This is a genomic window from Methylobacterium fujisawaense (genome assembly GCF_039619325.1).
Lineage (GTDB): Bacteria > Pseudomonadota > Alphaproteobacteria > Rhizobiales > Beijerinckiaceae > Methylobacterium > Methylobacterium fujisawaense.
The window spans coordinates 6,239,346-6,258,521 of sequence record NZ_CP155000.1 but is presented as its reverse complement, the minus strand read 5'-3'; the positions used below and the strand labels follow the sequence as shown (position 1 = coordinate 6,258,521).

At 64.2% G+C, this 19,176-nt stretch carries 13 protein-coding genes and 1 pseudogene; 7 read left to right on the top strand and 7 right to left on the bottom strand.

What is annotated here, in order from left to right:
* Positions 1 to 24 precede the first annotated feature (24 nt).
* The 3 genes from ABC766_RS29875 to ABC766_RS29865 all read left to right on the top strand — a co-directional run bounded on the left by ABC766_RS29875 (position 25) and on the right by ABC766_RS29865 (position 2,817).
* On the top strand, positions 25 to 408 hold the full coding sequence (locus ABC766_RS29875; protein ID WP_345820193.1) for a CsbD family protein: 384 nt from the start codon (positions 25 to 27) through the stop codon (positions 406 to 408).
* 177 nt (positions 409 to 585) lie between these two features.
* Positions 586 to 1,065, top strand: a complete 480-nt coding sequence (locus tag ABC766_RS29870) for a YidB family protein (protein ID WP_345820192.1) — start codon at positions 586 to 588, stop codon at positions 1,063 to 1,065.
* A 102-nt stretch (positions 1,066 to 1,167) separates the two neighbouring features.
* On the top strand, positions 1,168 to 2,817 hold the full coding sequence (locus ABC766_RS29865) for a LysM peptidoglycan-binding domain-containing protein (protein ID WP_345820191.1): 1,650 nt from the start codon (positions 1,168 to 1,170) through the stop codon (positions 2,815 to 2,817).
* Positions 2,818 to 3,151: 334 nt separating this feature from the next.
* On the opposite strand, the gene ABC766_RS29860 is transcribed toward ABC766_RS29865, so the two are convergent.
* The gene (locus ABC766_RS29860; protein ID WP_278307282.1) at positions 3,152 to 3,421 is read right to left on the bottom strand and encodes a hypothetical protein; all 270 of its coding nucleotides are present in this window, start codon (positions 3,419 to 3,421) and stop codon (positions 3,152 to 3,154) included.
* 402 nt (positions 3,422 to 3,823) lie between these two features.
* Between ABC766_RS29860 and ABC766_RS29855 the strand changes: the two genes are divergently transcribed.
* Positions 3,824 to 4,111 (top strand): hypothetical protein, encoded by a 288-nt coding sequence (locus ABC766_RS29855; protein ID WP_345820190.1) that lies wholly within the window; start codon positions 3,824 to 3,826, stop codon positions 4,109 to 4,111.
* Between the two features lie 816 nt (positions 4,112 to 4,927).
* Here the strand turns inward: ABC766_RS29855 and ABC766_RS29850 are convergent.
* From ABC766_RS29850 to ABC766_RS29825, 6 genes and pseudogenes are all read right to left on the bottom strand, one after another.
* The gene (locus ABC766_RS29850) at positions 4,928 to 5,497 is read right to left on the bottom strand and encodes an SLATT domain-containing protein (RefSeq protein WP_099954284.1); all 570 of its coding nucleotides are present in this window, start codon (positions 5,495 to 5,497) and stop codon (positions 4,928 to 4,930) included.
* A gap of 8 nt (positions 5,498 to 5,505) precedes the next feature.
* Entirely contained in the window at positions 5,506 to 6,177 is a 672-nt protein-coding gene (locus ABC766_RS29845) for a nucleotide-binding domain-containing protein (protein ID WP_123834322.1), read from the bottom strand.
* Positions 6,178 to 6,477: 300 nt separating this feature from the next.
* Positions 6,478 to 7,506, bottom strand: a complete 1,029-nt coding sequence (locus ABC766_RS29840) for an IS110 family transposase (protein ID WP_024830198.1) — start codon at positions 7,504 to 7,506, stop codon at positions 6,478 to 6,480.
* Positions 7,507 to 7,734: 228 nt separating this feature from the next.
* A pseudogene (locus tag ABC766_RS29835) lies at positions 7,735 to 8,202 on the bottom strand (SMODS domain-containing nucleotidyltransferase); the annotation flags it as partial.
* Between the two features lie 543 nt (positions 8,203 to 8,745).
* Positions 8,746 to 12,480 carry a DEAD/DEAH box helicase gene (locus ABC766_RS29830; RefSeq protein WP_051475892.1) on the bottom strand — a complete coding sequence of 1,245 codons (3,735 nt, stop codon included), beginning with the start codon at positions 12,478 to 12,480 and terminating at the stop codon, positions 8,746 to 8,748.
* Between the two features lie 368 nt (positions 12,481 to 12,848).
* A complete protein-coding gene (locus ABC766_RS29825; protein WP_024830196.1) occupies positions 12,849 to 13,955 on the bottom strand; it encodes a hypothetical protein in 1,107 nt (368 codons plus the stop codon).
* A 761-nt stretch (positions 13,956 to 14,716) separates the two neighbouring features.
* Between ABC766_RS29825 and ABC766_RS29820 the strand changes: the two genes are divergently transcribed.
* From ABC766_RS29820 to ABC766_RS29810, 3 genes are all read left to right on the top strand, one after another.
* A complete protein-coding gene (locus tag ABC766_RS29820) occupies positions 14,717 to 17,926 on the top strand; it encodes a MobA/MobL family protein (protein ID WP_099956650.1) in 3,210 nt (1,069 codons plus the stop codon).
* A 243-nt stretch (positions 17,927 to 18,169) separates the two neighbouring features.
* Complete coding sequence (locus tag ABC766_RS29815) at positions 18,170 to 18,814, top strand: ParA family protein (protein WP_024830192.1); 645 nt, start codon at positions 18,170 to 18,172, stop codon at positions 18,812 to 18,814.
* Positions 18,811 to 19,134 carry a hypothetical protein gene (locus ABC766_RS29810; RefSeq protein WP_123834324.1) on the top strand — a complete coding sequence of 108 codons (324 nt, stop codon included), beginning with the start codon at positions 18,811 to 18,813 and terminating at the stop codon, positions 19,132 to 19,134. The genes ABC766_RS29815 and ABC766_RS29810 overlap by 4 nt, the downstream gene beginning before the upstream one ends.
* The last annotated feature ends 42 nt before the right edge of the window (positions 19,135 to 19,176 follow it).

Genomic DNA, 19,176 nt, shown 5'->3' with positions numbered 1-19,176 from the left:
GTCCGATGAGCAGAGGAGTGAACCATGAACCGCGACCAGATTCGTGGCGCGTCCCGTCACCTCCAGGGTCGCGCCCAGACCGCCGTCGGCGGCCTGACCGGTGATCCGATCCGCCAAGTGCGCGGCGCCGCCAATCAAGTGGCCGGCGGCGCACAATACGCCTACGGCCGCGCCCGCGACCGGGCCGAGGACCTCGCCGAGGACGGCCGTCACCTCGCTCACGAGGTCTGGGAGCGCGCCGACGACCTCGTCGAGGACGGCCGCCATGTCGCCCAGGATGCCCGCCGCCGGGTGCAGACCCACGGCCGCCGCGCGATCCGCTATGCCGATGCCAACCGCACCACGACGCTGCTCGCCTTCGTCGGCGTGGCCTTCGCGCTCGGCTGGTTCGCCCGTTCCTCGCGCTGACACCGCGCCAACCTGGAGATCCCGATGATCCGCAAGCTTCTGACCGTCTTCCTGCTGCCGCGCGTGATCGCCTTCGTCACGCGCCGCGTCACCGGCCGGGCGACCACGCCGCCACGTCGCGGCTACTGACCGCCAAGCCCGGCGATTTCTGCCGATCCATCACGGAAAGGACGCGACATGAGCAAGGGATACCCCTCGATGACCGCCCTGCTGGGCCTGCTCGCGGTGGCGGGCTACCAGAACAGGGACAAGATCGCGGAGTGGCTCGGCACACCCGCCCGGGACGCCCACGGGTCGGTCGTGCCGCCGGTGGCGCGGACCTCCCCGGCGACCGGGTCCGCGGCTCCCTCCAACCTCGAGCGCGTGCTCGGCGGGGTCGGCTCGGCCGGGGTCGGCGGCCTGCTGGCCAGCGGGCTGGCCGAACTCGTCGAGCACTTCACCCAGGGTGGCCACGGCGAGACGGCGAAGTCCTGGGTCAATCAGGGCGCCAACCGCGACATCGCCGAGCCGGACCTGGAGCGCGCCATCGGCCCGCTGACCCTGGAGCACCTCACCCAGCAGACCGGCCTGAGCCGCTCGGAGATCCTTTCGCGCCTGTCGCGCGAACTGCCGTCTGCCATCGACCGCTACGCGACGGACGGCCGCCGCTTCGCCTGACAGCGAGACCCGAACGTCCCGGTCGTCCCATGGGGCGGCCGGGCAGCCGACCAGGGCCGGCATCAGGCGGCAGCTTGCACGATGCGGGGGAACCGTCACGCCATGATCACCGCCCTGCGTCGCATCCTCATCACGGCGCTCATCGCCGCGCTTGCCGGCCTCGGGGTGGTCGTGGCCCTGCTCGGCCGGCGCCCGAGGACACGCCTCATGCAACGGACCGCGGTCCCGGTCCCGGTTGCGGCTCCCGTGCCGGCCCCCCGCACGACCGGCGGCAGGCGGGGGCTGGCTATCGGGCTCGTGTGCCTGTTGCTCCTGACGGGGCTGGCCGGGATCGTCTACGAGCGCCATGACGCGACCTTCGGGGTCGGGTCTCGCGCGCCGGACGGCGCGGGCCAGCCGCTGGCCGCCCTGCCGCCGTCCGACACCGGGACCGCCCGCACGCCGAGCCAAGCGGACGAGAGGGCGACCCAGTCGGCGCGGACGCGCGAAGAGTCCGGCCCACCGGCCAACCGTCCGGCTACGCGCCCGTCGGCATCGGCCGCGCCGGGGTTCGACGTCGTGCGCGTCGAACCGAACGGCGACGCCGTGATCGCCGGACGGGCGGCGCCGAACGCGTCCGTCGAGGTGCTCGTCGATGGCCAGCCCGTGGCGCGCGCGCAGGCCGATGCCGGAGGGCACTTCACCCTCACGCCACCGCCCCTCCCGGCCGGGAGCAGCGAGATCGGGCTGCGTGCGACGGATGCGAAGGGTGACACGCAACGGTCGTCGACCCGCGTCGCGGTCGTGGTTGCGCCGGCCCAGGATGCCAGACCCCTCGTCGCCCTGTCGTCGCCCGATGCGCCGACCCAGGTCCTGTCCCGGCCGGATGGCCCGGCTCCGGGTAACCCGGCTCCCACGACGGTGCCGGGTCGGGATGCGCCGAACGCCGGGCGAGACGAGCCGGGCGCCGATGCCGGCATCCCGACGACGGGTATCGGGACCGGCGCGAGCCGAGCAGGCGGGGCGACGTCGCCGACCGATCCCAGACCCCGAGGGGCTCGCCCGGCCGAGAAGCCCGTCGCCGACGCGACGACGGCATCGCCCAAGGTCGTCAGCATCGATGCCCAGGACGGAGGCAAGCTCTTCGTCACCGGACGGGCAGCCCCCGGGGCCAGCCTGCGGCTCTACCTGAACGATTCGCCGGTCGCCCCGGCAACGGTGGGCCGCGACGGCGCCGTGACTTTCACCATCGGCCAGGGCGTGAAGCCCGGCCACTACACGGTCCGGCTCGATCTGGTCGATCCCGCGACGGGCAAGGTCCGGGATCGGGCAGAGGTGCCGTTCACGGCGCCCGGTGCCGGCCACGACGAGGGGGTGGAATACGCGGCGACCCAACAGGGCGGAGCTCCGCAGACCGCCGTGCCGGGCCCGTCGGGACGACGGACCCCCGAAGATGCCGCCGCGCCGCGCGCGTATCCGGCGGACCCGGCGCGACCCACCGGCACCGGCAGCTTGACGGCTGACGTTCCGTCCGGGGCCATGGCGGGCTCCGCCGCGGTCTACGTCCCCCGGATCGAGACAGCCCGCATCGTGCGTGGCGACAATCTTTGGACGATCAGCCGCCGGACCTACGGCGAGGGCGAGCGCTACACGCTGATCTTCGACGCCAACCAGGACCAAGTCCGCGATCCGGACCTCATCTATCCCGGACAGGTCCTCGTGCTCCCGGACAAGGACGTCGTCGGCTCCGGCCAGACCGGCACGCGCGACTAACTGGATAATCTCCCACGCTGCGAAGATTGGTTTCGCCGCGTGGGCGGGGTTGTCCGGGTTCGTCTGGGCGGCGGGTCAACCTCGGTTCGGGACGGCTATGACGCCGCCAGGCCGGTCCGATACAGCGACCAACCGGACCTGTGCGACGTGACAGGGCCGGATGGCATCGACAGGCGCTGCCGAGCACTCCGTGCCGGCTCCTGGCGCCTCCCTGTCGGCTTCGACGATCCGGGCGCGTGCGAAGGACGCATCTTGTCGATGCTCCAGCCGCCTGCGTGTTGCAGAGCGGGGCCGCGCCCGTGCGGCGCCGCGCTGGCGCGGCGCCGACTCCGGTTCAGTAGCTGACGTAGCCGCCGGCGCCCTGAGAGGGGCGCACCGGGCCGCCGGTATTCACGGACGGGGCTGCCCGCTGGCGCTCGGCCCGACGGTTGGCCAAGGCGCGGCCGGCGGCGCAGCCACCGACGGCGCCGAGGACGCCATGCCCGGCATAATGGCCGGCGATGCCGCCGACGATGGCACCCTTGATGCAGCCCTTCGCCTCGGCCGCCTGACCGGCGGCCAGAAGGGCACTCGCCGCCACAGCGGCCACAGCGACACGCTTCATCATGATAATCTTCCCTCCGCGGCATCTCCGTGGCCGCAACGACGATTTAGGTATTCAGAGCGCGTCATGAAGATGCCGAGGTGCAAATTTCCATAAATTTCACCACTTGAATTTTCGAGGCATACTACAGAATGACGATCCGTTCGTGTCGATGCTCCGCGATGACGAAGATGAACATTGCTTGAACGGGTGCGAGCCGTCGATTGAAGAGAGGGCTGCCCCTGTTCTGGGTATCCGCCGCGTCAGGTCTTCGTGGCGAGACCGGCCTGGCCTGCCGCCGTGGGCCGGCCGCCCGACCTGATCCTCCGGCGGCTCCGGACGACCTAACGGAGGACGACGGAGATCTGGTCGACCGAGCAGGGGTTGTGTCGGAACTCGAAGCCGTTCGCGCCCTCTCCCGCGTTGGCCGCCATATTGCAGGGCCACGGCGCGGATGCGCTGCCGACCGGTCTCGTCCGAGCGCCCGAGATCGCGCAGAGAACCGTTCTCGACGCACCACCGGAGGGTTCCGCGCTCCGTCGGGCTGAAGCCTTCGCGTTTCAGGCGTGCATCGCGTTCGCTGTCGTGCCCGGCCGCGAAATTCTTCGCGGCCGCCAGTGCCTGCAGACGGGCGAAGACGCCGAAATCCCGCGCATGTTTCCCCATGAGCAAAAACCAGTCGCCGACGAGGGGATCACCCGATGGCAGTGAGATCAGGTTGCAAGCGCGCGATCCGCGCGCTTCGCTCCCGGTCGATTTAGGTCCGAAAGCAGTCGCGGATCGTGGGCGCTACGCATGGAGTGATGATCACGAACGCGCAGACTTTCGGCGTCGCGCCCCCCGCCGCGTGTGCGCGCACCTCATGGGTCTGTGGCGCCCAGGCTCAGAGCGACCGTGGCGGATTTCCCCGCGTCGGGGCGCCGGACGGTCGAGCCCACTCATCGTCAGGAAATCGCCTTCGTCACCCGTATACGACCCCGTGACGGTACACGGTGGAACGAATCGTCAACGGCCCGACCCTGTGGGCCGGCGCGTGCAACAGGTCTGCATACAATCGGCACGGCCGCCGGGGCGGTCGATGGCAGATTGCACTTCGATCGACGACTTAGCGGAGGCTTGGCTGGGGCGCCAGGATTCTCAGCCAAAACCGAAGGGGTACGACATCAAGGGGTTAAGCCCCCGATCACCCGTCTTGAGCGGCATCGGACCTAGGAAATGGACCATCGGATTGGACCCTGGTCAACGCTCGGTTTTAAGCGCTCCACAGCCTGTAGAAATCGGCGGCGGATCCGCAAAGCGCCGTAAGCCGACCTTCCGTCGGCAGGCGCCGAACCGCCGCTCTGGACCTGATACGGACCCTCACGACGTCCACCTCGGGGCATTCCACAGCGCCGGCTCTCTATGAATAGCTTACTTGAGAAAGTCCGTTTCGAATGGCCTCTGACAGTATATAGAATAGATTGTAGATCACGGTGGACAATAAGATTCCAACCGAACTGCCCGAATTAAGTGAAGAAAGCGACGTGACTATTTGTGCGCCAAGAGGTACAACCCGGCAGGCAGAGCCAAAGAAAAAATTACAAGAGCGATTCTCAGCGAAAGAGGCACCATATCCTTCCAAGTAAATTTTCGCTGCTCGTTAATCCATGCTCTCTCTTGCTGTGCGAAAAACTTGTAGTGTGTGAACCAATCGGAAAAGAGTATCTGCTTGCTGATTGATGCAGCATAGAAACTGCTCTCGAGTTCTGCGAGGCGAGCGTGGCTTTGCTCCACGTCAGAACCACCTTGGACTTCATAATATAAATCTCGAAGCTGGTTGTAAATTTGGGTCAGCTTCCGGCCAACCTCATCATATTCTTTACTTCGATAGGCTGCGATATAGACGTTGCACAGTCCAAGCACGGCCAAGCACGCTGAGGGTACCTTTGCGGAGAGGGGCTCCCAAACCAGCGCAAATATTCCGACCGCGCTTGATATGAAGCCGATCCAACCCGGCACTTTCTCGACAAGATCGAAGGTTGCAAAATGCTTCTTCGCGCCGAACCCTACGTTGTAGCCGGTGTTGGCTATCGCCTTAAGAAGACCAGCTCTGTCCACCGGATATCCTACTCGGTTATGGGAACGTGAATGCGATCTTTGGCGACGACGACGCCGTCTTTCACGGCGTAGCATTCTACAATATGGTCGCCCCGAAAGTTGGTCCTTTCTATCTTCTCCAGACGGCCGTCATCCGGTACGATCTCGCCTCGGATACAATCACGTCTCACGGCCGTGGGACCTCTATTGAGCACCTTCCACAGCAACGTGAAAGGCGGAGGTACGTCGGTATCAGTGACGAAGAATTTCAAGTCCTTCTTCGCCTGGAGAACGCGGCTCGCGGCAAGCAAGCTGCGTAGGAGGGATGGGCGAAAGCCATCCTGCTTCACCTCGCACTCCAGTTCGATATCGAAGCGGATATCGATTGGGTACATGTCCTCGATAAAGCGTTCGGTGTTTCGAGCCTCGTAGCCCCCAGACTTGAGAGCGGACTCGAAAGCCGAGTCCGCAGCCGTGGTTGCAACGGGTCTGGGCGGGAAGTTCGATCCGAAAACTTTGCGCCAGCGGTCGTTGCGGTAATCCTGTGTTTCCGCCTCGATCGCTTTCAAGCAAAGATCGTACGCCTTCCCTGCCTTTCTGCGAAAATCCTTCTTTACCTTGACACGCTGGCCGCTCCCCAGTGCGGCGTAATAATCTTGCTTCGGCTGATCCTTGAGAAATGCAAAGAAATCTCGGCTCATCCAGTCGTAATATAGGTAGCTCTTTCCGTCGTAAGCGTCAGTCTTGTGTGGATGGCTCCCGCATTGCAAGCGGCGAATTGAGCTTCTGACGCGTTGGTCGGGTGCAGTCTTGTGTCCGGCCTGTTGATGCAGTCGTTCATGTGACCGCTGGCCCTGATGGTATCCGCGAGCTGGGTCCCACTCTGCTTTGCGGGCTATCACGCCCTGGACTAGCGGCGGGGTGTCCCGGCTCCCGGGCTGACCGGTTCGCCATCAACTCTCATCGTCCTCGCAACCTGGAAAAGTCTCCTTGCCGTGCTGTCAGGCGGCCGCGGCCAGGGGTGCGCGGTAGGTGCCGCCGCGGGTCATGATCGCCCAGGCGACCCGCGCCGTGCGATTGGCCGCCGCAACGGTCACCACGCGCACCGGCTTGCGCTGCAGCAGTGCCGGCAGCCGCGGGTCGACCGAGGTCGGCGTCGCCTTCGCGCGCCGGATCAGAGAGGTCATGCCGACCACGAGCAGGCGACGCAGGTAGCGGTCGCCCATGCGTGAGATCCGGCCCAGGCGCTCCTTGCCGCCGCTGCAGTTCTGAAGCGGCGTCAGCCCTAACGAGGCGGCGAACTGCCGACCGGAGCGGAAGCGCTCGGGCTCGCTCACCGAGGCGGCCAGCGCGGTCGCCGAGACGATGCCGACACCCGGGATCGTCGCAAGCCGCTGCGACAGGTCGCTGTCCCGATGCCAGGCCAGCAACTCCTTCTCCAGCCGGGTGAGCTGGATCTGCACGGCACCGATCTGGTCGGCCAGCCCGGTCACCACGCGCTGGGCGAGCGGCGGCACCTCGGCCGCGTCTCCGGCCGAGAGCCGGGCCGCCAGTTCGAGCGCGTGCCGCAAGCCCCGCGCCATCTCGATCCCGAACTCGGCGAGCAGGCCGCGGATCATGTTCACCAACTGCGTGCGTTGCTTGACCAGCAGATCGCGCGTCCGGTGCAGCGCCAGCGCCGCCTGCTGGTCGGTCGACTTCACCGGCACGAACCGCATGCTCGGGCGCGTCACCGCCTCACAGATGGCTGCGGCATCGTTCGCATCGGTTTTGCCGCGCTTGACGTACGGCTTCACGTAAGCCGGCGGCATCAGCCGCACGTCGTGGCCGAGGCTCATGAGCTCCCGGGCCCAGTGGTGCGCCGTGCCGCACGCCTCCATGCCGACCAGGCAGCGCGGCAGCTTGGCGAAGAACGGCACGACCTGCGCCCGCCTCAAGGCCTTGCGCACGACGACGTGCCCAACTGCATCGACGGCGTGAACCTGAAAGATGCTTTTGGCCAGATCGATGCCGACGGTGGTGATCTCCATGGGGATGGCTCCTGCATGAGCGTGGCTGCTGCTTTGACAGCAACCACATCTTGGCATCGAGATGCCGTCAGTCGGAGCGGGAGCCATCCACCCCATCTGCTTTAGAAAGTTGTAGGCGAGAGTGTCTATCAGCAACCCGCCCATCGCAACGCCATGCTTATTTTTCCAAGCGCGTGCCATCCGAGCCAGCCGACGAAGGTTGTCATTCTTCTGGGCGTTGAATTCCATCATAGCCTTGAGCTCATCTCGCGGCTTAGTAATTTTCCAACTTCCATCCTTGTAGCTATCTGGATATTTGTAAGAGTTATCACTCTGCTCGAAAACAGGCTGAACCTCGATATGGAAGTTCGAATAGAGCACACGTACCACGAGGCGATCGACTTTGACTGTCGTGGAAGGATAGCGGGCCTTTATGGCTGCTGCGCAGTCAGAGAGAAGCCGATACTGACCGCCGTCCTTATAGTCATTCCATGTTTTAGCCGGCATGATATAGAGCATGTCGAGATCGGAAACGCCTTTGATGGCCGTATGACGACCATAGGAGCCGACCTGCAGACTGTTTGCAATTTTTGACTCAGTGTCCCGGAATTTCTTATTCAGCGCAGCCGTGATCTCGCCGTAACGTGCCGAGATCGTCAGGCCGTTCGTAATCTTGATATTGCCAAGAAAGCTTCGAAATGCATCCGCAACGCTCATGGCGCATCCCAGCGAGGCCACGCCGAGCGCGCGACGGCACGATCTAACACTATGATGGATTATCGGACGAGCTGCTAACTTTACGAGTAGCATCTTGCGAGAAAGTTGTGGAATAGTGTCTGGAGGCGAGTATGGCTACGAGGTAGCAAGCCTCATGACCGCACGGCTAAATTTTTGGATTTGCGGCAATAAACGTTGCCTAACTCGCGGCGTCGGAATGTGTTACTGCAGAAAACACTTCGTTAAACCGGCCAATCTGTATCTGCGATCTGAGCGATAGAACGAGATGCAGCCTACTGGATGGCACGGTCCGATTGGGGTGCACTCAAATCAGACCGATTTCTACCGACTTGAACGTCTTCTCTCGACCACGACCCAGAATTTCACTCTCCACCTTGTCCGAATCTTCAGGTGAAACGGGTCAAATGTCCGCAAGGGGTTAGCAATTCGCATGTTGCTTGTTCGGCTTCGAGTCGGAAGCCGGCCTGCAATGCCTAACTAGAATTGGACCATCGCGGCTGGCTTACTCACGCGCGCTTCCAGCTACTGATTCACATCATCTGCGGACCAGCCGGTAGTACCCCGCTTTCCCAGCGCTACCCGACCCTGGATCTGGTTGGTGGAGGGCTCGTAGATGAATCCCGCTTGGCGCGATTTCAGGCCTAATAGCGTGCGGACCTCAGACGCCATGGCGACACGTAGCCCGTTCGGTGACGCGACACCGGCTTCGATCCGGCATTTACCCTTGCGAAGAGCCGCCGCCTCCTGAGCTGCCGCCATGACCCACACATCTTGCCGATCAGTGGCACGGTTGACGCCGTCGAGCAGGGCAACCAGTGGCGCAAGACGCGGTGGAGCAGCATTCGTTGCGAACGTGTAGAGGATCCCGATTCCGGTAAGCGCACAGATCCTAACATCCTCTGGGTGCACAGATTGTCCACTCCAGCCACACGTTTGGGCTTCAGCAGGTAGACAATATACTCCATGCGCGGCCCGCACGGCTTTCTCCTCCAGCATCAGCGCTCCAGAAACGCTACTCGGCACGAGGAGACGCTTTAACGCCCGGTGTCCCGTAACGACGCAACGGTCAAGCTCCGATGGAAGGGCGCGAGTTCCCGTGGCTGCGCAGGACTCCAGGATACCGGGACGAACCAGATGTCCCGTCACCCCGCACCGTTCGCCCTCGCTCGGGGCGAGGAGGGCTTGCGACTGGTGGCAGGCCACGAATTCGTCCTGATGGCCAATGCGCCCGGATACGGCCGACGACGCGGCCCGATCCTCTCGGAACAGCTTGCCTGACAGATCACTCGTCCGGAGCTCGCTTCGCAACGCTTCGTCGCCCGAGAAGACGCAGCGCCCGAAATAGTTGGCCTCTGCATGCTTGCCGCTGACTGCTGATGTTTTGAGATGGTCACGTCCTACGAGTTTGCCAGTCATGGCCGACCGCTCGACCTCATCGGTCAGGAGGCAGCGATTTGTCAGCGCACACCGGACCACGAACTCAGGCAGCGCCCGACGTCCATTAAGTTCCGACACCACCAAGCGATGCCGCAGTTCCCGCTTCCCGCTGATCGCGCATGCATCGAGGCAGGTCTCCGGTAAGGCCTGCTGATTAGGGCCGCATGATACCAGTGCCGGCGCCGCTAAAATGTGGCTAGAGGAGGGGACGATCGTCAGCTCATCTGCATAGCCGCCGTCGCCGACCCGGTAGCTGACCCGCAGCTGCACGTCCCGGAGAACAGCGCCTTCCGCGCCTGCCAGCACGAACGACAGGCGCGGTGTAAAATCCTCCTCCATCTTGGCACGCTTTCGGGCATCCTGGCCCGCCGAGGCCATCTCCTGTCCGCGCCGTTCCAGGTAGAAGCGCGTGAACTCCGCGATGCCCGGGTCCTGACGGGCCGCCTCCATGACTTGGTCGATGCTAAGCCCCAACGCATCGGAGGCTGCATCGAGAACCAGAGGGAGCGGAGCTAAAGCATCACGGGTAAATGAGAACTTTGCCCGATTGCGCGGTGCACAACGCACCTCGATCAGCCGCTCGTAGGCGTCGTGCGCAACGGTCGCCCGTACACGAACCAGGATAACCCCTTCGAACCAGCGGCGCGCGGCCGCGCTTTCCGTGCCGACCAGAGTCCCCCCGAAGCTTTCGACCCATTGTCTCGCCGCTGCATCTGCCCCACGCCGCGGATCCTCGTCGAGGTCACGGACCGCATAGCGGCCGCTGACCACCATCCGCTGTACCATCCGGCTGAAGGCAGGCGACCCCGGCTGGTAAAGCGAGGACCGCGTCCCGCTCATCGCGTCGCGCTCGAAGCGGATCACTTCCTGGCCGCCCTCATCCTCAACCGCGAACAGACGGTTGGCCAACGGCGTGACCCGCGCGCCGAGCTGGCCCAGAGCGCCAAGAGCAAAGGGCTGGTACTCCATCGAGCGCGTCTGCGGCGGCAGGCTTGGTGCCTGCGGCCCGACATAGCCCTGGCCATCCGTGTCCCCGAGCATCGCATCGATGCGTTTTTCTTCCTCTAGGAGCGCCTGCTTAGCCGCCGCGATGCTCTGCTCGGCCATTGCCACGCTTGCTTTGACGTCCGCGCCCTTGAGCGCTGCCACCACAAGTTCGCGGATCCGTTCTTCGAAGCCCGCGGCGCCATCCTCGCCCCCCACGGAGCCTTCCAGCAGAGATTCGATGTCGCCTATGGCGCTCGTCGACATTTGCAGCTTCTCCATGAGCCGCCCGACAATGTACTCCTCGAAAGTCCCCTGCAGCGTGACATTCAGAATGCTGACATGGGCGTGCTGGGATGCAAGCCGTTGTACCCGGCCGATGCGTTGTTCCACGATCATCGGGTTCCAGGGTAGGTCGTAGTTCACCAGCACATTGGCGACCTGCAGGTTCACGCCCTCTGACCCAGCCTCGGTCGAAACGATGACGCGGTAGCCGGGCGGATTGGCGCGGAAGCGTCCGATTGTCTCCTGGTTGCGCGCACCAGACGTGCCGTTGATAATCCCCACCGTCAGGCCGTGTCCCTCCAGAAACTCCTGGATGGTGGTCTGAGTCTCCCGCCGTCCCGTGAAGACGACGAGCCGCCAGCTGTCCGGATTCTCGTGTTTCAATTGGGTGATCAGTCGTCCGAGGCCATCTAGCTTCGCGCTCGTCGTCATGCCCCGCACGACTGACCGCACCGCGCCCGCGAAATCGGGCCCAATCGTGCCGTTGCGCTCCATGTTATCGAGCTGGGCGCTGAGCGCGTGCGGGCTACTTGTCAGCGCCTGGAGGATGCCGATCTGCGCCAGACGATTGAGCTTCTCGATACCCTTGGCGACGATTGCGATCAGTTCGAGCTCGGCTGGTGTCGGCTGCACCCGGTGCAGCTGCACTTTGCGGTCGGGGAAATGGAGCTTGGCGTCGCCGCGACGCACCCGAGACATGTAACCATAGACGATCGACCGGAACGCCTCGGCCGCCTCCGGCTTCAGCTGGCGTGCCTGCTCTCGGTCACCTGCGATGAAGCGCCGGGCAAACTGGCCTTCGTTGCCGAACGGGTTCTCGTGTCCTCTCGCCACGGTGAGCAGATCGACTAGCGAATAGAGGTCCCAAAGCCGATTCTGGATCGGCGTGGCTGTCAGCATCAGCACGAACCGGAACCGCCGCGCCGCTAAGGAACTCCGAATGACCTGCGCCACTTTGGGCGGCTCCGGTGTACCGTAGAGATTTCGTAGCTTGTGTGCCTCGTCGAGGATCAGCAGCTCGAAGCGATCGGCAGGAAGTTTCTCCAAGTAAAGTCGCGCTGAATTGTACGTTGTGATGATCGCGCCGACGCCGTCCGGGTTCGCGCTCAGCAGGTCACGGCCCGTTGCGACCTCGGCCGGAATATCGAACTTCGTTTCCAGTTCCTCCTTCCACTGTGGTCCAAGGAGTTTGGGGCAGACGATCAGGGACCGCGACAGCCGTGAACGCGCGATGAGCTCACTCATCACTAAGCCCGCACTAATCGTCTTGCCGAGCCCAACATCGTCCGCGAGCAGCGTTACAGGCAGGCGGCGACAGAAAGTAATCAGGTTGCTGACTTGATGATGGAACGGCTCGACCCGGTCACGCCACTGCGCTTCCGACTTCACGTCCTTGCGTGACTCAATCACGATCGGATCGGTCAGGTCCCATTCAAGGGCTGCCTTATAGATCCGATATTCCTCAGGCGAGCGCACCGCGCGAAGAAGCTTCGTCTGCCATTCTGAATCAGCGGTTATGTGCTGCAAGGGATTTTCCTTTTCGAAGCTCATAATGCCGGGACCAGGGAGGCTCACTCAAAATTGTAGGGAGTTTGATTTTCGTCCGATGGCAGTCATCAACATCCTCGCGCGCCGCGGCAGCGCAGCGTGCGATGTCATAATGAATTTAGCTCGCCTCAACCCTCGACTTCGTCGTCATCCTTTTAGACAGTGTAGCCATCGCTAGCGTTTCTGGGCATGTCGTAGAGGTCGGCCTCAGGGATCTCCACTTGTACGGCTGGATGGCCGGACGTCGAATTATCACCTGTCGTCGGGGTCGGATCGGCCCGAGGTATGTATCCAGTGGACCGATGGTCGGCTCGGCTCCGATGCTATCACTGCACCGGAGCCGCCACAGAGGCTCGGCGAGCCCATCTGCCTCAGGTCGACCGCGCGCCGTAGTGAACGTCGTCCTCGTAGGCGGAGGCGTCGCTGCCGTCGCCTTTGGGTACCGCTTGCAGCCCGGCGCCCGACGCGAGCCAAGGACGCCCTGGAAGGAGCATGACGAGTTCTTCCCAGACCGGATGCAAAACGGGGTCAATGGGAAAGCGACACCAGTCTTTGTAGTAAGCAAATTTCACCTCAGCCTCCTCAAGCGTCGTCGTTCCGCCCGGGCCGCCCGGCGCTATTGCCAGAACCAATCCATACAATTCGAGGAGATCGGGCCAGACGTGGCGTCGCGCCTGCTCGCGCCAGATCGCCTGCTGGATCGGCTCTCGGTAGCCAGCTCCCCCATCGGACAAGAGCCAAGTCAGCACTTCATCCTCAGCGGCTGGCAGCGCAGACGAAGGGATGTCGCCGATCTCCGGGAGCACCGGCATGAGCTCACCGATATTGAGAGGGCTTAGCTCCCATTGGTCACCAATGCGCATCCCGCACAGCGGGAACCGCGCACTGACGCAGGGCGGCGGCGCGTCGACATCCAGCCAACCGGGCGTTGATGCGGCGACCAGCGCGTACAGCCCCCGCAGATCCAACCGAGGTTCCTCCTCGTCCAGCTCGTCGGTGCCATCCATGATGGCAGCAAGACTGGGAACGTCGTCGGGGCTGTCATAGTCGTCCTGTTCCCAAGGGTCCTCCTCAGGGTCCGGATCGTCCCAGGCTCCCCATTCGGAATGGCATCCGGATAGCGAAAGATGCTCCGCCGAACCTACGGATTGCGCCGATCGCATCCTGCGACCCGCGCGGCGAGCACGCTCCCCGTTCATGATTGCCGTAAAGGTCTCGACCTCGGCGCGATCGACCGCGTAGGAGATCTGCTTGTGCATCAGGACCTGAGAACGCTCGAGGAACTCCCGAATAAGGGCCTCGCCCTTCGCGTTCGTACCCGCGATACCCTTTTTCAGTGCGGCCAGGCGAGCGCCGACCTTCTGCTGGCCCCATGGGTAAGGGTCGTCGGGCTGACGCGTGCGTGATCTCAAGCCGAGCTCGATTCGAACGGCCGCGAACGCCGTCCCGATCATCTGGGTGTACGACAGGGGTTCCACGGGTCTCCAACCTCATCGATCGCCTCATGCGTGAAGGCGACAAGATGACGAGCGAACGGTCAAGCCTCATGCCGGACCGCACGTGCTCCGGATCGGCCCGCTGGGCAGCCACGGCGGGTAGCCTGAACAGCCGTTAAAACCCCGGAAGGGAACCCCGGGAGACGGCCGCCCCGACGGGCGGCGGCCGGGCTTTGCCGTTCGCTCGGGCGCGCGAACCAAAGCCCGACCAGGACCCCGGAAGGACAGCGTTCCCGGGAAGGACGATCCCAAAAAGACGTTCCGGTGCGCCTCGCGTGTCCGAGGCGCACCGGAACAGGGCTCAGCTCCCCTAATCCGGAGCAGCCCGGCGGCAGCTCCAAATTAGGCGACTCCTGCGAGCCGGCTTCGATTTCCCAAATGGAACAGACTGAGTAAGGCGTCTTGCGAAGAGCCGAACGTCGGCCATCCCCGCATTACGAGATCGAACGAGCGTCTCTGCAGAGGCCGTTTGGCGGCGGCCGAACAGAAGTTAACGAGCTGCCAAATTCGATCTGAGGTCAGGCAAACGCTCAGGATGCGGCAGAACAACGCACCCCCCTTTTAAGCGTCCCGGAGCGGTCTTTGGAGGGTTCGATGCTTAATGAATCGCAGCCGTCGCCTAGAGCCTGATTAAATTTCTGGCCTCGATTCGCGCCGAAACCAACTCCACTTGCTCGAATCGAGCGCACCTGCCTAAGCTTGGCCTTGAACATTTGGCGTTGCTTCTCAGGCGGCCACCACCAATGCCCAATATCACCGGCACGCACTGCTTCGTGCGCGAGGCAATCACGCGCCTATGCGGCACCGCGAACGGTCTTGGTACTCTTCAGACCGAGCGCGACCGCGAACTCGCATATCGGCTCTACGCGCAGCCGGGAATCCGCTTCGCCACACGCGAGAGCCGTGAGCGCCCGATCTCGCCGAGTGGTGCGGTGACCTGCCACTTGTCCCAGACCGCGATCTCCAAGACCTCGCCGATCTTGAAGATGATCCGGGCTGCCAAGACGGGGCGGCGCATGAGCAAATCGTACGCTTGCGCGCATCAGGAGTATATTGATCGACCGGGCGCCGCCGAACGCCTCCCGCGAGCAATCGGCGGTAGCGTCGGCGGACGAGGCGGAGCTGAGCAGCAGGCTTATGTTGAGCGGGCGGGCGCGGTCGAGGCAGACCGGCACGGCGGCACTACGCTCTCTTCGTTCGGTACTCTCGGGGATACGGCCGAGCAGCGCGCGCATTTTTGGGAGGTCGTTGAGTCGACTGAGCGCTCTCCGGCCGGCGACCGTGTCACGGTCAAGCCAGGCGAGAACCCTAGTTGGTGGACCCAGGCTCTCGCGGCGATCGATGAGGCGCCACCGGTTGTTCAGGCCGTACTACGAGAGGCGGGTGCGAGGCGTACAGCCCCCCTGAAGCTGAAGCTGTCGACGCAGGATGCCTTCGCATTCTGGCGATGGGCGGAGACGGTCGGAGAACATGCGCCTATCGACATTGCGCCAGGTCGTGGCGGTCGCACACAGACTCGGATCATCGCAGAGCTTCCGTTTGAACTGGATGGCCACGCGCGCCACGCCATCGTTTGCGCATTCACGGAAAAGCTCAAGCAGCGCGGCTTTCCCTTTTGGGCCGTCGTGCATGCGCCCGATGCCAACAACGATCAGCGAAACTTCCACTGCCACATCGTTTACTACGACCGTCCGGCTCGGCGTATTCCGCACCCGGATACGGGCGCGCCCACCTGGGACTTCGCGATCACGCGAACCAAGCGGCGCGCAAACCGCACCACGGTTCTCGAGCGTCCCCATCGACAACGCAAAGATCGTGATTGTCACGAGCGCGCTTGGATCAAGGATCTGCGAACGGACTGGGGTACGTGCTGTAACGCGGTTCTAGCCGAGGTTGGACTGGGGAAGCGGGTCGATCTGAGGAGCTACAAAGAGCTCGGCATCGACCGGACGCCGGGCAAGCACATCCCCGCGCGCCAATATAATAAGGAACGCAAAGGCGGGCTGACGGCGGCGGGCGCTGACCTCGCCCGCCAGCAGTGGGACACCGAGGCTGACCTCATCCTTACGGAGCGGGCGGCTGCGACCGGGATCACGATCAGCCTGATGCTGGCGAATGGTCGCCAGGCCGAGATCATGCAGGTCGGGCGACAGACACCTGTAGCCTACGGCACGATCGAAGGCCCGGCCGACCATGTGCGGGCACTGACGAGGCGTGGCCTCGAACTCATCATGGAAATCGGTCAGCTGGAACTCGCGCGCGATCTCGCCCGGTTGGTCTTCGGGCGGACGATCTCACGGCCGCGCCTCTTGTTGGCGACAAACGAGGCGCAAGGCAAACGAGAGACCGCGAAGGCCGCTCCATTACACTCGGGGGTGACCGATCCAGCCGTCCGGGAAGGTCATAGCTTCGGATTCTCCCGCCGGAGCGAACTGGTCGAGTTCTTTGACCGGCTCGAACAAGGGCACGAGCGTCTGGCCGCAGCCTACGACGCGCAGATCGTAGAACTGCGTCGGCAACTTGGGCTGAAGCGTGCCGAGCTTCTCCATTATGTGGGAGCGGCCGATCGAGTTCAGGCCACTGACGTCGCATCCCGCAGTCCGGCTCGGGTCGGCGGTGGCGACGCAGATGCAGTTGTCGAGCGTCCGACTGGGTACGTTCTGCCGATCGAAGCAGTGCCGGCTTCAACGTTCCGCGACCAAGTTCGAGCAAGCCTCGATCGAAGCGCTGTAGCGCTTTGGGATCGAGTTACAGCCGTCGAGCCGGGGAGGAACGACGCTGCCGTCGCGAAGCTCTCACGCCCTGCGATCTCGCTCGGACGGTCGCCGATTGTGGTCCCGGCGACGCTTGACACGCCAGCCCAATCCCCTGGAGGGGCGGAAGCCTCACCTACGTCATCCTGGGCGAATGCCGTAAGCCAGGCGGCTAAACAGCGTGGCCGTGAGTTAGACGATGCCGCGCGTCGCAGCTTTCGAGCGACCTCTCCGAGCGTGGGGGGCTTTCCCGCGGTCTTGGGCGGTCTGGGAACGTCGCAGCTTCGGCCTTACCACGAGCTCGCTTCCGGCCTCGCATATAGGCGCACGTCGAATGGTGCGCCTCTGATCCATCCGCCCACTCCCGCAACCACCTCGAGTCCGGCCGAGCGGCCGCCAGTCGCCGCGAGTGTTGCGTCACAGCTCCCGGCGACGGGTTCGACTAACACTGCGGTCGGGCAACCAACCTCGGCGGCACACAGCCCCGGTCCGAAATCGGATCGGCCAGCGACGCCGGTAGGCGCAACACCGGCCGCTCCCGAACTTATCGGGACAAAGGCAGAGGTCTCCAGTTCTCGGTCACCGCCGCCGCCCCCTACAGCTGCACCGAAACCCGCTCCAGTCGCGTCGCCTCCGGACGAGCGTAGCGTGGCTCAAGCGGCGGTACACGCGGCGGATCCCCAAACAGTCCAAGCCAACGCTGGATCAGAGTCTCGCGAGCTGCTTCCACCGGCAGGCGCAACCGCCCCGGCCGAGGTCGAGGCAATAGCTTCCGTCCGAGCTGGTTCACCAGGGCCACGTTCACTCAATCCCACTTTGCATCCATCAGAATTGGATCCGGTCCAGGATTGCGGGGCCGAGCCGCAATCCGAGATCCCAAGCCTCATCCGGGAGCACGTCGCGGCCGGGCCGCCAATCGCTTCGGATCAGCATGATGATCTGCCTGCCATGAAGGATCAGCCCCGGTCAGAACCTTCTCTTCTCGCGGCATCCGAGCGCGCCGTCGATGCAAGCCGAACTGCGGTGCGCGTGGCACCTCCTCCCGCCTCCTCGACCGAGACACCGCCGCCGAGCGTGCCTGCCTGGGCAGTCAAGGGCGTGAAGGGGGCGGCGATGAGCAAGGACGAAGGCGTCCGGCCAAGCCTCACGTCCTCGCGGAACGGGCGAGGCGGACGAGGTGGTCGCGGGATCGGAGACTGAGATGAAGAGATCGCATCATATCCTTGGCAGGCAGGAGCCGCGCTGCCGAATTTTCGCAGAAAACGGGAATCGTCGAGCGAAGCATCGTAACGCCGTAGCGTCACGGCGTTCTGGCGCTGCGATGCCGAGGCGCTGGGGCGCTTCGATGGGATGGCGTCGCGATGCCATAAGGCCATGGCACCGCGACGCCGAAACGCCATGGCGCCTTGATGCCATAGCCCCCTCTTGCGGAGGGCGACGCTGATGGACACGGTCGCCATCGCCGGACAGAAGGGCGGTACCGGCAAAACTACCACCGCAGTCAATCTGGCTGTCGCCGCCCAACAGGCCGGACGACGCGTGGCCGCCCTGGACCTCGACCCGCAGGGCTCGCTCGCCGCATGGGCCGCCCGGCGCGAGGTTGACGATCCGGCCGTCGATCATCTCGGGCTCGAACGCGTCGAGCAGTTGCCGAAGATCCTCGCCGCACTCGAGCGGCGCGGTTTCGACCTCATCATCCTTGACACCGCGGGATCCCTAAGCCCCGCGGCCAATCTCGCCATGCGCTCCGCCGGCCTTGTTCTCGTCCCAGCGCGGCCAAGTCTACTCGACTTGATGGCGACCGAGCCCACGCTTCGCGCGCTCGGTCAGATCGGCCTCGCCGGACGCGTGGCGCTCCTGCTCACGCAGTGCCCCACTCAAGGGCAAGCGCGCACCGCCGCTTATGCCGCGCGCCTGCGGCGCTGGGGGCATCTCGCAGAGCCTCCACTGACGCAGCGCGTGGACTGTCAGGACGCGCTGCTGGGCGGGCAGGGCGTCACCGAGTTCGCGTCGGCTGGCAAGGCCGCCGCTGAGATCCGCGCCCTGTGGGCTTGGACCGAGCGACGCTTGGAGCAAACCCATCGATGAGCAAGCCGACCCAACGCCCTTCGAAGCGCCTCTCCCTGCTCAGCGACTTAGACGATCTTGTCGAAGCATCAACCGGCATCGAAGCTGACTCGAAAGATCGGATGCTCACCGGGGGGCATCGTGGCGTCCCGTCCTCAGGCCGTGCTCCGGCACCTACGCGGCGCACGTCGGTCTACCTGCCGGCCGCAACGTTACGGCGCCTGAAAGAGGTCGCCCTCGCACGCGATTGCAAGGTGAACGATCTCCTCGTCGAGGGCGCGGAGGCCGTCCTGCGCGAAAGTGGCCACCTGCCATCGCCGACCTCTCAAGACACGAGCTGAGCGTGCTCGCCTCTCCAGCAAGAGCATCGTGATGCCACGGCG